15 protein-coding genes are annotated in these 13,696 nt (G+C 58.6%); 9 read left to right on the top strand and 6 right to left on the bottom strand.

The features are described 5' to 3' along the window. Nucleotides 1-11: 11 nt before the first annotated feature. A complete protein-coding gene (locus ACA057_RS09880; RefSeq protein ID WP_497347863.1) occupies nt 12-593 on the bottom strand; it encodes a PilZ domain-containing protein in 582 nt (193 codons plus the stop codon). Nucleotides 594-687: 94 nt separating this feature from the next. Here ACA057_RS09880 and ACA057_RS09885 point away from each other — a divergent pair, with 94 nt between their 5' ends. The 3 genes from ACA057_RS09885 to ACA057_RS09895 all read left to right on the top strand — a co-directional run bounded on the left by ACA057_RS09885 (nt 688) and on the right by ACA057_RS09895 (nt 3,940). Next, the gene (locus ACA057_RS09885) at nt 688-1,938 is read left to right on the top strand and encodes a lipoprotein-releasing ABC transporter permease subunit (RefSeq protein ID WP_497347865.1); all 1,251 of its coding nucleotides are present in this window, start codon (nt 688-690) and stop codon (nt 1,936-1,938) included. 7 nt (nt 1,939-1,945) lie between these two features. Next, nucleotides 1,946-2,629: a lipoprotein-releasing ABC transporter ATP-binding protein LolD gene (lolD, locus tag ACA057_RS09890; RefSeq protein WP_177333648.1), complete on the top strand. Its 684-nt coding sequence runs from the start codon at nt 1,946-1,948 to the stop codon at nt 2,627-2,629. Nucleotides 2,630-2,695: 66 nt separating this feature from the next. Continuing rightward, entirely contained in the window at nt 2,696-3,940 is a 1,245-nt protein-coding gene (locus ACA057_RS09895; protein WP_497347867.1) for a lipoprotein-releasing ABC transporter permease subunit, read from the top strand. A 123-nt stretch (nt 3,941-4,063) separates the two neighbouring features. Here the strand turns inward: ACA057_RS09895 and ACA057_RS09900 are convergent, their stop codons facing one another. Together ACA057_RS09900 and ACA057_RS09905 are read right to left on the bottom strand one after the other, a co-directional pair. Beyond that, nucleotides 4,064-5,413, bottom strand: coding sequence for a heavy metal sensor histidine kinase (locus tag ACA057_RS09900; protein WP_497347869.1), 1,350 nt, complete (start codon nt 5,411-5,413; stop codon nt 4,064-4,066). After that, nucleotides 5,413-6,093, bottom strand: a complete 681-nt coding sequence (locus tag ACA057_RS09905; protein WP_497347871.1) for a heavy metal response regulator transcription factor — start codon at nt 6,091-6,093, stop codon at nt 5,413-5,415. Before ACA057_RS09905 ends, ACA057_RS09900 begins: the two co-directional genes overlap by 1 nt. 155 nt (nt 6,094-6,248) lie before the next feature. On the opposite strand from ACA057_RS09905, the gene copI reads away from it, so the two are divergent. Both copI and queF read left to right on the top strand, forming a co-directional pair. After that, nucleotides 6,249-6,773 carry a copper-resistant cuproprotein CopI gene (gene copI, locus ACA057_RS09910; protein ID WP_497347873.1) on the top strand — a complete coding sequence of 175 codons (525 nt, stop codon included), beginning with the start codon at nt 6,249-6,251 and terminating at the stop codon, nt 6,771-6,773. A 61-nt stretch (nt 6,774-6,834) separates the two neighbouring features. After that, nucleotides 6,835-7,665, top strand: coding sequence for an NADPH-dependent 7-cyano-7-deazaguanine reductase QueF (queF, locus tag ACA057_RS09915; RefSeq protein ID WP_497347875.1), 831 nt, complete (start codon nt 6,835-6,837; stop codon nt 7,663-7,665). Nucleotides 7,666-7,836: 171 nt separating this feature from the next. Here queF and ACA057_RS09920 read toward each other — a convergent pair whose 3' ends face one another. Continuing rightward, the gene (locus tag ACA057_RS09920; protein WP_497347877.1) at nt 7,837-8,100 is read right to left on the bottom strand and encodes a DUF4404 family protein; all 264 of its coding nucleotides are present in this window, start codon (nt 8,098-8,100) and stop codon (nt 7,837-7,839) included. A 109-nt stretch (nt 8,101-8,209) separates the two neighbouring features. Continuing rightward, nucleotides 8,210-8,830, bottom strand: coding sequence for an HAD superfamily inactivated hydrolase PcrP (gene pcrP, locus ACA057_RS09925; RefSeq protein ID WP_497347879.1), 621 nt, complete (start codon nt 8,828-8,830; stop codon nt 8,210-8,212). Nucleotides 8,831-9,029: 199 nt separating this feature from the next. On the opposite strand from pcrP, the gene ACA057_RS09930 reads away from it, so the two are divergent. The 3 genes from ACA057_RS09930 to rssC all read left to right on the top strand — a co-directional run bounded on the left by ACA057_RS09930 (nt 9,030) and on the right by rssC (nt 11,731). Next, complete coding sequence (locus ACA057_RS09930) at nt 9,030-9,719, top strand: MlaA family lipoprotein (RefSeq protein WP_497347881.1); 690 nt, start codon at nt 9,030-9,032, stop codon at nt 9,717-9,719. 348 nt (nt 9,720-10,067) lie between these two features. After that, nucleotides 10,068-11,249 carry a two-component system response regulator RssB gene (gene rssB / locus ACA057_RS09935; RefSeq protein WP_401353607.1) on the top strand — a complete coding sequence of 394 codons (1,182 nt, stop codon included), beginning with the start codon at nt 10,068-10,070 and terminating at the stop codon, nt 11,247-11,249. Continuing rightward, nucleotides 11,249-11,731 (top strand): anti-sigma factor antagonist RssC, encoded by a 483-nt coding sequence (rssC, locus tag ACA057_RS09940; RefSeq protein WP_007935262.1) that lies wholly within the window; start codon nt 11,249-11,251, stop codon nt 11,729-11,731. The genes rssB and rssC overlap by 1 nt, the downstream gene beginning before the upstream one ends. 175 nt (nt 11,732-11,906) lie before the next feature. On the opposite strand, the gene tal is transcribed toward rssC, so the two are convergent. Then, nucleotides 11,907-12,833, bottom strand: a complete 927-nt coding sequence (tal, locus tag ACA057_RS09945) for a transaldolase (RefSeq protein ID WP_497347884.1) — start codon at nt 12,831-12,833, stop codon at nt 11,907-11,909. 470 nt (nt 12,834-13,303) lie between these two features. Here tal and ACA057_RS09950 point away from each other — a divergent pair, with 470 nt between their 5' ends. After that, the gene (locus ACA057_RS09950) at nt 13,304-13,678 is read left to right on the top strand and encodes a hypothetical protein (RefSeq protein ID WP_497347886.1); all 375 of its coding nucleotides are present in this window, start codon (nt 13,304-13,306) and stop codon (nt 13,676-13,678) included. Nucleotides 13,679-13,696: the final 18 nt, after the last annotated feature.

Below are 13,696 nucleotides of genomic sequence, written 5' to 3' on the forward strand. Positions count from 1 at the left end.
TCTTCCTTAAATTAAATGCCTGATTCGATTTGTTCGCGGGCCAGGCGTCGTTCCTGGGCCTGCTTTTGCAAGATGTAGCGGGCCAGCAACTGACGTTGCGCATCGGTCGGGTACACAAACTCGGTGCCGATGTCATAGCCGTCGCCGTTGCGATCGCAATGGGTGACGCGGGCCCGCAGCAGCAGCCCGAGGGCTTGCGGCATCAGCACCAGTTTGACGGACAGGTGTGCGCCGGCGGCAATCGGGGTCGGATGCTGAAAGTCGATGCCCCCTTCGGAAATGATCACTGGCTGCGGCTCGCCGATCTGCCCGAGCACGGTGATGGCGATCACCTGGCTGAGTAAATCGATGCGTTTATTCTGGGATTTCAGGAAGGCCGCGAGGTTGCGGTCGCGTTCACTGATCTGGCGCAGCAGGTGTTGCGACTCGAATTCGCTCAGGTGCAGTTCGCTGAGCAAGTTGAAGAGTGGGGAAGCATCCTGCAACACTTCCTGGCCTGCGGCTTCGGGTGCAGACAGGGGCCGAATTTCCAGTGCGATCGAATCCTCGATACGGTAGTATTCGCGGCGATCTTCTTCATCTAATGTCGACATGGCGAACCCATGGTAGCGGCGGTGGTCTGAGTGTAAAGCTGGTTATCGACCCCCGCCACAAGGACGTTCCTTTTCCCTCCGAACAAGCCCCGACATGTTCAGACCTCTCTTCGTATTTATTGGCACGCGTTATACCCGTGCAAAGCGTCGCAATCATTTTGTGTCGTTCATTTCCCTGACCTCGATGATCGGACTCGCCCTCGGCGTGGTCGTGATGATCGTGGTGTTGTCGGTCATGAACGGCTTCGATCATGAGATGCGCACCCGCGTGCTGGGCATGGTGCCCCATGCGACCATCGAGTCCGGTGAACCGATCAGCGACTGGCAAAGCCTGGCCACCAAGGTCAAGCAGAACCCGCAGGTGACGGCCGTTGCGCCGTTCACCCAGATGCAGGGTTTGCTGACCAACAACGGCAAGGTCTCCAAAGTCCTGCTCAATGCCATCGACCCTGCGCTGGAGCGCAACGTCTCGATCATTGATAAGTTCATGCTGCAAGGCAAACTCGACGACCTGGCGCCGGGCAGTTTCGGCATTGTCATCGGCGACAAGGCGGCGGCCAAGCTCGGCGCTGCGGTCGGCGACAAGCTGACCTTCGTGGCGCCGGAAGTCACCGTGACCCCGGCCGGGATGTTCCCGCGCATGAAACGCTTCACCGTGGTCGGCATTTTCCATGTCGGCGCCGGTGAGATCGACGGCTACCTGGGCGTCACCAACCTGCAGGATCTGGCCAGGCTGCATCGCTGGAAACCCGATCAGGTGCAGGGCATCCGGTTGAAGTTCGATGACCTGTTCCAGGCACCACGCGTGGCGTGGACCATTGCCCAGGAGCTCGGCGAAGATCATTTCTACGCCCGTGACTGGACCCGCACCCACGGCAATCTGTATCAGGCGATCCGCATGGAAAAAGCCATGATCGGTTTGCTGTTGCTGCTGATTGTCGCCGTCGCCGCGTTCAACATCATTTCCACGCTGGTGATGGTGGTGAACGACAAGAAGGGCGACATTGCGATTCTGCGAACCCTCGGCGCCACGCCGGGTTCGATCATGGCGATCTTCATGGTCCAGGGCACGGTCATTGGTGTGGTCGGTACGCTGATCGGCGCCGTGGTCGGGATCTTCGCCGCGTTGAACGTCAGCGCCGCGATCTCTGCCCTTGAAGGCCTGATCGGCCATAAATTCTTGAACGCCGACGTGTATTTCATCGATTACCTGCCGTCGCAAGTGCAGAGCCAGGACGTGTTGATGGTCTGCGCCGCCGCGTTGGTCCTGAGTTTCCTCGCCACCCTGTATCCAGCCTGGCGTGCCGCGCGCACCCAGCCTGCGGAGGCGCTACGTTATGAGTGAGTTGGGCATGAGTGATAAAGCAATCTTGAGCTGCCGCAACCTCGGCAAATCCTACGAGGAAGGCCCGGAGTCGGTAGAGGTTCTGGCCGGTCTGCAACTGGAGCTGCATCCGGGTGAGCGCGTGGCGATCGTTGGCACCTCGGGTTCGGGCAAAAGTACCTTGCTCAACCTGCTGGGCGGTCTCGATACGCCGACCAAGGGCAGCGTCTGGCTCGACGGCGAAGAGCTTTCGGCGCTGAGCGAGAAGAATCGTGGGCTGCTGCGTAACCGTTCCCTCGGGTTCGTGTACCAGTTCCACCACTTGCTGCCGGAATTCACCGCGCTGGAAAACGTCTGCATGCCGCTGCTGATCGGCAAGACGGCGATCCCGGAAGCGCGTCAGCGTGCCACCGCGTTGCTGGAGCGGGTAGGGCTGGGTCATCGCCTGCAGCACAAACCGTCGGAATTGTCCGGTGGCGAACGCCAGCGTGTGGCCATCGCCCGCGCACTGGTGAACAAGCCAGGCCTGGTGATGCTCGACGAGCCGACCGGCAACCTCGACTCCCACACCGCCCAGGGCATTCAGGATTTGATGCTGGAACTCAGCACCTCGATGCGCACGGCGTTCCTGGTGGTGACTCACGACATGAACCTGGCTCGCCAGATGGATCGCGTCCTGCATTTGCAGGAAGGTTGCCTGACGCCCATCTGATTGGCCGAAACCCGGCGCGGCTGAAAAGTCCGTCGGGTCTTTTATTTTTATACGGTGCCCCAGCGAATGTTCAGACCGTTATCGATCTTTATCGGCGCGCGCTATACCCGTGCGAAGCGCCGCAATCGCTTTGTTTCCTTCATCTCGATGACCTCGATGATCGGCCTCGCCCTGGGCGTGCTGGCGATGATCGTGGTGTTGTCGGTGATGAACGGCTTTCAGCGCGAAATGAGCTCGCGCATCCTCGGCATGGTGCCTCACGCGACCATCGTCGGCGTGAACCCCATCAGTGATTGGCAACCGGTGGCCGCGGCCGCGATGAAAAATCCGGAAGTCACGGCGGCGGTGCCGTTCACCGAGATGGAAGGCATGCTGTCCTACAAAGGCACGATGCAGCCGATCCAGGTCAGCGGCGTCGATCCGGCGCTGGAAGGCAAGGTCTCGATCGTCGCCAAGCACATCGTTCAAGGGCGTCTTGATGCCTTGAAACCCGGTGAGTTCGGCGTGGTGGTCGGCGAGATCACGGCCAGACGCTTTCGCTTGAACGTCGGCGACAAAATCACCCTGATCGTGCCGGAAGTCAGTAATGCGCCGGGTGGCATTACCCCGCGCATGCAGCGGCTGAACGTGGTGGGCGTGTTCAAGGTTGGCGCCGAGCTGGACGGTTCGATGGCGCTGATTCACGTCGCCGATGCTGCACAGATGCAGCATTGGGAGCCGAATCAGGTGCAGAGCGTGCGCCTGGCGGTGAAGGATCTGTACGCCGCACCGCAAGTCTCGAGCGACATCGCGACAGGGCTGGGCGCGGCTTACAAGGCTGACGACTGGACCCACACCCAGGGCAGCCTGTTCAGCGCGATGAAAATGGAAAAAACCATGATCGGCCTGCTGTTGCTGATGATCGTTGCCGTCGCTGCGTTCAACATCATCGCGACCCTGATCATGGTGGTGAACGACAAGGGCGCGGACATCGCGATCCTGCGCACCATCGGCGCCACGCCGGGGCAGATCATGGCGATCTTCATGGTGCAGGGTACGGTGATCGGGATTGTCGGCACTTTGATTGGTGGCGTGCTGGGCGTGATTGCGGCGCTGAACGTCAGTGAGCTGGTGGGCTGGATGGAGCGGGTCAGCGGGCAGCACATCTTCAGTTCCGACGTGTATTTCGTCAGCAACTTGCCGTCTGAATTGCAGGGCGGGGATGTGTTGTTGATCTGCTCGGCGGGTTTCATCCTGAGCTTCTTGGCGACAGTTTATCCGGCGTGGCGTGCGGCTAAAATCGAGCCGGCTCACGCGTTGCGGTATTCGTAAGCCCTGAGATCGCCTTCGCGGGCAAGCCCGCTCCCACAGTGTCAGCGTTGAATCACACCGTTGTGAACGACTCGAAACCCTGTGGGAGCTGGCTTGCCAGCGAAGAGGTCGGCCCTGCTGACCTCAATCCCCCGTCGGCAACTCAATCACAAACCGCGTCCACCCTTCATCCGATTCACAACGAATCTGCCCACCATGGGCGCGGATGATCGACTGGGTGATCGCCAACCCCAACCCCGCATGTTCACTGCTACCCTCATGACGCGCCGGATCCGCCCGGTAGAAGCGATCAAACAGGCGCGGTAGCAACGCCTCGTCAATGGCGTTTCCACTGTTCTCAACCATCAGGCTCAATCCTTTGGGCTGATCAACGATCCGCACCCGAACCTCCCCGTTAACCGGCGTAAACCGCAACGCGTTATCCAGCAAATTCGAAAGCGCCCGCCGCAACATGCTGCGATCGCCCTCAATGCGCGCTTGCCCGTCGCGACGGAGCGTCACTTGCGCGTCCTCGGCCAACGGCGCAAAAAACTCCAGCAGCACATCCACTTCTTCCGCCAGTTCCAGCGGTTCGCGTTTGGGCGTCAACAAACCATGGTCAGCCTTGGCCAGGTACAACATGTCGTTGACCAACTGCGCCATCCATTGCAGTTCTTCGAGGTTGCTGTGCAGCGCTTCGCGGTAATCCTCGATCGGCCGTGGGCGGGTGAGGGTGACTTGGGTGTGGGTCAGCAGGTTCGACAACGGCGTGCGCAGTTCATGGGCGATGTCGGCGGAGAAGGCCGAGAGCCGTTGAAAAGAGTCGTCGAGGCGTCCGAGCATGGCGTTGAAGTGGTGGGCCATTTCCGCGAGCTCTGGCGGCATGTGCTCTTCGGGCAGGCGTGCGTTGAGCGATTGCGCGGAAACACCGCGAGCGACCGCACTCATGCGCCGCAACGGCCGCAAGCCACTGCGCGCCGCCCAGGCACCCAGCAGCGCCGTGGCCAGGGCCGACAAGCCGACCGTCAGCCAGATCAGGTGCTGCATGCGTTGCAGGAAATGCTGATGATGGGTGATGTCCAGCAGCAGGGTCAGTTGCGGCGAATCAGCTTTGTCGGCAAACAATGGCGCATTCAGGACGCGGTAGTCGGTGCCGTCTTCGTTGATGGTCGACAGACCCGTTTTATGCGGGAGCTTATCCGGTAGGCGAGCCGAACTGTCGTACCAGCGCTTGCCGTCGCTACCGCTGATGCGCAGCGACAGATCAGCCTGTCGGCTCAACTCATCGGCCAGTTTGACTTCGCTTTCACTCGATTGAATGTCTTGAAGCGCCCGGCGCAACCCGATCAACTTGCCGTCCAGCAGTTGCTGATCGAGCTCAACGAAGTGCGCCTCACTGGCGCGACTGAACAACACCCCGGCGAACAGCGAAACCACCGCGGTGCACGCGGCGAACAGCAGCGCCAGACGACTGCTCAGCGAAAGTCGACGCATCAGGCCGGGCGCTCTTCAAGGACGTAACCCATGCCGCGCACGGTATGAATCAACTTGTTGGGGAATTCGTCGTCGATCTTCAGGCGCAGGCGACGGATCGCCACTTCAATGACATTGGTGTCGCTGTCGAAATTCATGTCCCAGACCTGGGAAGCAATCAGCGACTTCGGCAGCACTTCGCCCTGTCGGCGCAGGAGCATTTCCAGCAGGGCGAATTCCTTGGCGGTCAGGTCGATGCGCTGACCGCTGCGCTCGACCCGGCGACGAATCAGGTCCAGACGCAAGTCCGCCAGTTGCAGGCTGGTTTCCTGCGGCGTGGCGCTGCCGCGGCGCAACAGGCTGCGGACCCGGGCCAGCAGTTCGGAGAAGGCGAAGGGCTTGACCAGATAATCGTCGGCACCCAGTTCGAGGCCGTGAACCCTGTCCTCCACGGCGTCGCGCGCGGTCAGAAACAGAACCGGCGTATCCAGGCCCGCCCCGCGCACCGCTTGCAGAATCTGCCAGCCATCACGGCCGGGCAGCATCACGTCGAGAATCAACAGTGCGTAATCGCCGCTCAACGCCAGTTGCTGACCGGTGATGCCGTCGGCCACCAATTCGGTGTTGAAGCCAGCCTCGGCCAGGCCCTGGCGCAGGTAATGGCCGGTTTTCGGTTGGTCTTCGACGATCAGCAGTTTCATGGGCAACTCGTGGTAAATGGAACGAACGCTTTATACCGTGGGCAGCGTGCGTACAGGCCAACCTGACAAAGTTGTAATCTGGCTGTCAGGTTATCGGCAGTGGTAGCAGTTTAGAGTTTTCCACAGGCTGAACCTTTTCTTGTTGGAGTACGACTATGTTTTTGCGCAAATCTCTGGTGTTGGCCGCGTGTGTGTTGGCGCTGAGCTCGCCGGTGTGGGCATCGCCGGCGCAGACCTACGACTTCGGTCAGCCGGCGCCGGCCGCCAAGGCGACCCGCAGTGTTGAAGTGGTGATGGGCGACATGTCGTTCACGCCCAAGGCCATCGAGATCAAGGCCGGTGAGACGGTTCGTTTTGTGCTGGTGAATAAAGGCCAGCTGCTGCACGAATTCAACCTCGGTGATGCGGCGATGCATGCAAAGCATCAGCAGGAAATGCTGAAGATGCAGCAGAGCGGCATGCTCACGCCTACAGGCATGAAGGAAATGGACCACGGCACAATGGCCGGTATGGATCATGGGATGATGAAACACGACGACCCGAATAGCGTACTGGTTGAGCCGGGCAAAACCGCCGAGCTCACCTGGACTTTCACCAAAGCCACCAACCTGGAGTTTGCCTGCAACATTCCCGGTCATTACCAGGCCGGCATGGTCGGCAAACTGACAGTCAGTCAGTAAGCACTCAAAGGCGGGAGCAAAGGCTGGTAGAATCCGCTGATTCTTCAGTCAGGTTTCCGCCATGCATCCCGCAGCCGAACACTCGCCGCTGGGCAAATCCAGCGAATACATCGCCACGTACACGCCGTCCTTGCTGTTCCCGATCCCGCGCACCGCGAAATGGGCCGAGCTGGGCCTGACGGCGGACACCCTGCCGTACAAGGGCGTGGATTTCTGGAACTGCTTCGAGCTGTCGTGGCTGTTGCCGTCGGGCAAGCCGGTGGTGGCCATCGGTGAATTCAGCATCCCGGCGGATTCGCCGAATATCATCGAATCGAAGTCGTTCAAGCTGTACCTCAATTCGCTGAACCAGACGCCGTTTGCCGACACCGCCAGCCTTGAAGCAACGCTGGCGAAAGACCTGTCGGCCGCTGCCGGCAAACCGGTCGGCGTGCGGATCCGCAGCCTGAAAGAGGTTGAGGCCGAAGGCGTCGTGGCATTGCCGGGCGTGTGCATCGATGACCTGGACATCAGCGTCAGCAACTATGAGCATCCGCGTCCGGAACTGCTGCGTTGCGATGAGTCGCGCATTGTCGAAGAGCGCGTGCACAGTCATTTGCTCAAATCCAACTGCCCGGTGACCAGCCAGCCGGACTGGGGCAGTGTGGCGGTGGAATACCGTGGCGCGGCGCTGGATCACGCGAGTTTGCTGGAATACATCGTGAGTTTCCGTCAGCACTCGGACTTCCATGAACAGTGCGTCGAGCGGATCTTTCTCGACCTGCAGCGACTGTTGAAGCCAGAGAAATTGACGGTGTATGCGCGGTATGTGCGGCGCGGTGGGTTGGACATCAACCCGTATCGCAGTACCGAAGCAGTGCAACTGCCGAACCACCGCCTGGTCCGCCAATAAAGAACCCATGTGGGAGCGGGCTTGCTCGCGAAGACGGCGGCACATTCACCATTAACGTGACTGACACACCGCTTTCGCGAGCAAGCCCGCTCCCACAGGGGATTGCATTTCAAATTGCAGATGTTAAAAAGCCCCGCTATCTCTAGCGGGGCTTTTTTGTATCAGGCGGGATCAGATACCCATGTTGGCCAGTGCTTGCACGATGTTGCGCAAGGTGCCGGCAAGGGTCGGGTGTTCGATTTCGAAGCGTTCTACGGCCAGGTTCACATTGTCGGCGAGGCTGGAATCCTGGGTTTTGGTTTCCAGCTCAAGCTCAAGTTCGATCTGTTGCATCAGCGCGTGCAGGTCTTCGCGCTCGACTTCGGTCAGTGGTGGATTCTGTTCCAATTGCTCGCGCAGAGTATTGAGCTGTTGTTGCAGTTCGCGGGCAGGCATGGCGTTCTTCCTTTTATCGATAGGCACTGGCATAGACCGCAGCAGCGCGCCAAAGGTCTATGGCTGACCTTTAGATTAATCCACTCCCGTGCAACGTGCATGATCTCGATCAGGGCTTTTCGCCCTTGAGTCGGCGCAGGCTGATGTCGGCCAGGCAGGTGTCGAGTTCACCGAGGTGGTCGATCACCGAATGCACGCCCAGGCTGAACAACTGCACCGTTGCCTTGCCGCGTTTGAACTCGCGTTCCTGTTGTGTCAGCGCCTGCCATTCGGTGGGCGCCAGCCCACACAGCGAACCGCAGGACGCCAAGCCAATCGTCCACAAGCCGGCATTGAGCCCCGCTTGTAGCAGTCGCGGTTCGCCGCTGACCAGCACGCAGCCGTCCAGGCACTCGACATTCAACGTCATCAGGGCTTTCCAGCAGGCATCGGGTGCAGGCCAAGGTTTGATTGTTTCGGGGTGTTGCGAAGGTTTGATCCATTCCGGCAGGGCGGCGGCCAGGGAATGGCTGAGGGCAGGGGGCAACTCATCCAGCCAGGCGCAGGGGATTTGCTGATTCTGCAGACTGTGCAAACTCTCTAAAGCACCCAGCGTAACCTCGGCGTGCTCCTCCGCGTGACTGCCGTACGAGCGCGTACGGGCGCCGAAATCCACCAGGCAGCCACTGAGGCCGAACAGCACGGCGGTCAGACTGGGTGCGGCGAGAGGCAAGGTTTCGGCGTGCGGCATATCAACGTCCCTGAAATAGCTTCGAGGCTAAGGCGCGCCGGTGACAGTTGAGTGACACGGATGTGAATCGCTCACAATCATCACCTATCCTCCATGACCTGGTCCGCGCGATGCTGCCTAAAGCGGCCTTTCCGTCTTATACTAGCCAGCTTAACGCTTGGGCCCATGGCCCGCGCCAGTACAATCCAAGGAGTTTTTTATGCGCTGGAGCAATCATCTAGCTCAGCTTTGTGTATGCGCCAGTGCGCTGCTGGTCCCGTTTGCTGCCCAGGCAGCCTCGGAAGATGATCCTTGGGAAAGCATCAACCGTCCGATCTACAAATTCAACGACGTCCTCGACACGTATGCGCTCAAGCCATTGGCCCAGGGCTACCAATACGTGACGCCGCAGTTTGTCGAAGATGGCATTCACAACTTTTTCAAGAACATCGGCGATGTGCGCAACCTGGCCAACGACGTGCTGCAGGCCAAGCCGGCCGCCGCGGGTGTCGATACCGCACGACTGATCTTCAACACCACCTTCGGCGTGTTGGGCTTCATCGATGTCGGCACAAAAATGGGCCTTCAGCGTAATGACGAAGACTTCGGCCAGACCCTTGGCTATTGGGGCGTCGGCAGCGGTCCGTACTTGATGCTGCCGTTCTTCGGTCCAAGCACCTTGCGTGATGCGCCATCCAAGTTCGTTGACTCCTACACCAGCCCTTATCGCTACGTCGACGATGTGGCGGTGCGCAACTCGTTCTTCGCGCTGGATGTGACCGACGCCCGCGCCAACCTGCTGTCGTCCGAGAAGCTGATCACCGGCGACAAGTACATCTTCATCCGCAATGCGTACTTGCAGAACCGCGAGTTCAAAGTCAAAGACGGCCAGGTCGAAGACGATTTTTAATCTCGACCGGTAGACACGCAGAAGGCGGCCCGATGGCCGCCTTTTTTCGTTTGTTGGCGGGGCCGTTTTGACTGATCCGTACCTTCGATTAGGTTACGGTTTTGCGTGTTCTTATAACTCCTGGTGATTTGAAAGGGTAAGACGTCAAGCGACCATCGGCGTGAGCTTGAAACGCCCCGCGGATGGGAGTACCGTCTGCGCCTTAGAAGGGCACCTCTGGTGTACCTGTGTGTAGGGCAAATGCTCGAAAACAGTGCGACAGAGAGGCTAGAAAGCGAATCCAGTAGTGTGAGCCGGGCCAAAACCCCTGCCTGCTACGCCAACCTAATTCTGGCGCCGTTTGCCCACATGCCAAAAACCAGTGCCACGCTGCTGATAATCGATGATGACGAAGTAGTGCGCGCGAGCCTCGCCGCCTATTTGGAAGACAGTGGTTTCAGCGTCTTGCAGGCCAGCAATGGCCAGCAGGGACTTCAGGTATTCGAGCAAGACAAGCCCGACTTGGTCATCTGCGATCTGCGCATGCCGCAGATGGGCGGACTCGAACTTATCCGTCAGGTCACCGAGCTGTCGCCGCAAACCCCGGTGATCGTGGTTTCGGGCGCCGGCGTGATGAACGACGCGGTCGAGGCCCTGCGCCTGGGCGCAGCGGACTACCTGATCAAGCCTCTCGAAGATCTGGCTGTGCTCGAGCACTCTGTGCGCCGGGCACTGGATCGTGCGCGCCTGCTGCTGGAAAACCAGCGCTACCGCGAGAAGCTGGAAAAGGCCAACCGCGAGCTCGCCGCCAGCCTGAACCTGCTCCAGGAAGACCAGAACGCCGGTCGCCAGGTGCAGATGAACATGCTGCCGGTCAGCCCCTGGACCATCGACGAGTTCCAGTTCGCTCACCAGATCATCCCGTCGCTGTACCTGTCGGGTGATTTCGTCGACTACTTTCGGGTCGACGAGCGTCGGGTAGCCTTCTACCTGGCGGACGTTTCCGGTCATGGCGCCTCTTCAGCCTTCGTGACCGTGCTGCTGAAGTTCATGACCACGCGCTTGCTGTTTGAATCCAAGCGCAGCGGCACATTGCCGGAATTCAAGCCTTCAGAGGTGCTTGGTCATATCAACCGAGGCCTGATCAGTTGTAAGCTGGGTAAACACGTCACAATGGTCGGTGGAGTCATCGACGAGGAGACAGGTTTGTTGACCTATAGCATCGGTGGTCATTTACCGTTGCCTGTGTTGTACACGCCAGACAGTGTTCGTTATCTGGAAGGGCGTGGCCTGCCGGTGGGGCTCTTCAATGAAGCCACCTACGAAGACCACGTGCTGGAGCTGCCGCAGACGTTCAGCCTGACGCTGATGTCTGATGGCATTCTGGACCTTTTGCCAGAACCTACACTCAAAGAAAAAGAAGCGGCGTTGCCCCAACGGGTCAAGGCTGCGGGCGGCACCCTGGATGGGCTGCGGCAGGTTTTTGGATTGGCCACGCTTGGGGAGATGCCGGATGATATCGCCCTGTTGGTGTTGAGCAGGAATCTTTGATGAGTACCGGTAGAATCCAGTTCGCCGAGCAGGACGGCACCTTCGTCCTGAAGTTCGTCGGTGAAGTTCGCCTGACCCTGTGTTCGGCGTTGGATGCGACTATTGAGCGGATCTTCACGGCGTTGAACTTCAACGCGATCGTGATCGACCTGACCGAAACCCGCAGCATCGACAGCACCACCCTTGGCCTGTTGGCCAAACTGTCTATCCTGTCGCGGCAGAAGGTTGGCCTGCTGCCGACCGTCGTCACCACCCACGAAGACATCACCCGTCTTTTGCAGTCCATGGGCTTCGAGCAAGTGTTCAACATCGTTGACCGCCCGATCCCGTGTCCTGAGTGCCTGACCGACCTGCCAGACCAGGACCAGTCCGAAGAAGTGGTGCGGATCAAAGTGCTCGAAGCGCACAAGATCCTCATGGGCCTGAACGACTCCAATCGTGAAGCGTTCCATGATCTGGTGAACGCGCTCGAGCGGCATTGATCGCCTGACGCGATGCAGGCACCACATTTCCCTGTAGGAGCGAGGCTTGCCCGCGAAGGCGTCCGCAAGATCACCTCACCCGCCCGCGCGAAGCCACCTCAATCCCACCACCCAGCAAACACAAAAAAGGGCGAACCTGTGAAGGTTCGCCCTTTTTGCGTTAGCTGTCGGTGGATCAGAGCTTGGCTTGCAGCAACGCCTCAAGCTTTTCCTGATCCCGAGCGAACTGACGAATACCTTCTGCCAGCTTCTCGGTCGCCATCGCGTCCTCGTTGGACAACCAGCGGAACTGCGCTTCATTCAAGCTCAAACGCGCTTCACCAGCGTGACCCGGAGCCAACTTACGCTCCAGCTTGCCTGTATCCGCCGCCAGCTTATCGATCAGGTCCGGGCTGATGGTCAGACGGTCGCAACCGGCCAACTGCTCGATCTGGTTCAAGTTACGGAAGCTCGCACCCATCACTACGGTTTTGTAGTCATTGGCCTTGTAGTAGTTGTAGATACGTGTCACCGACTGCACGCCCGGATCATCCGCGCCGGTGTAGTCATTGCCATTGGCCTTCTTGTACCAGTCGTAGATACGACCCACGAACGGCGAAATCAGGAAAACCCCGGCGTCAGCGCAAGCGGCGGCCTGTGCGAAGGAGAACAGCAAGGTCAGGTTGGTCTGGATGCCTTCCTTCTCCAGTGTCTCGGCGGCGAGGATGCCTTCCCAGGTGGAAGCGATCTTGATCAGCACACGGTCACGGCCAATACCAGCCTTGTCGTACAGATCGATCAGACGGTGCGCACGCTTCAATACGGCGTCAGTGTCGAACGACAGGCGCGCATCCACTTCGGTGGAAATACGGCCAGGGATCACTTTCAGAATTTCTTGCCCCACCGCAACACCGAAACGGTCACTGGCCAGGCCAACATCGCCCTTGCAATCGCTGACGCAAGCGTTCAGCAACTCGGCATAACCGGGAATGGCCGCCGCTTTGAGCAGCAGGGAAGGGTTGGTCGTAGCGTCCACGGGTTTAACGCGAGCGATTGCTTCGAAGTCGCCAGTGTCGGCAACCACGGTGGTCATTTGTTTGAGTTGTTCCAGCTTGGAAGTCATGGGCGTGCTCTGTCCTATGGGTCTGTTGACATTACCCGAGCGCTGACAGCCACTCAAGGGTACGTGCGTGTATCAATGCCCCCTGCGGCAACAACCTGAAAACAGGCGTTTGAAAGGTGGGGCGCGGTATCGATAAATAGGATGCCAGGCGGGCTCACAGGTTCAACTCATCTGACGGTTAGCGCCTTGCAGTCAGATCATCTGACTCCTGAGTCTTCTGTTAACGCGCTCTGAGTCTTGGGTGTAATTACGCCATTTTTCGAATTTTATATAGTTTGGTTACGCTCTCAATCATTGTTATAAAAAGTCCGTTAAGTTATCGAGTAGTTAATCTGATTGTTAGTAAGAGGGGTGTTATCTGGTAAGAGTGTGATCGTTAGAATACGTCCAATACCTAAAACGAATAAAGTGTAATGTGATAATAGCAAGTGTCTGCTTGGTAGAAATGACTTCGTAAAGTGAAGAGGTATATGTTATTGGATGCGTTTGATGATCTGATGCTTGGCTACGCACTTAAAAAGTTGACCGACGTGTTTGAAGAAATCGTCGAGATTTCGAAAAGCACTTCTTCGGATAAGGCAACGGGCGTACTGAATATCAGGCAGACCAAAATGGCAAAAAAACTGCCTGTCTGGCTGGGGCGCCTGAGGGTCAATACCCCTTATCAAGTGACGCATGTACTGGTCGATCAAATGCACGTCTCTCGAAAACTCAACCGCGACCAACGCTTCGCGGCACAAGTTGCCTTGCTCGAAGCGCTGGTCGAGGACGGACTGGCCATGCACATCGCCAGTTATTCGGTGGTCGTCGTAGAGAATCGTCTGAAGTGCTTCTTGGATCGATGAACCTGGCATCTACTGTGC

This window comes from Pseudomonas sp. LBUM1661, from assembly GCF_059695925.1.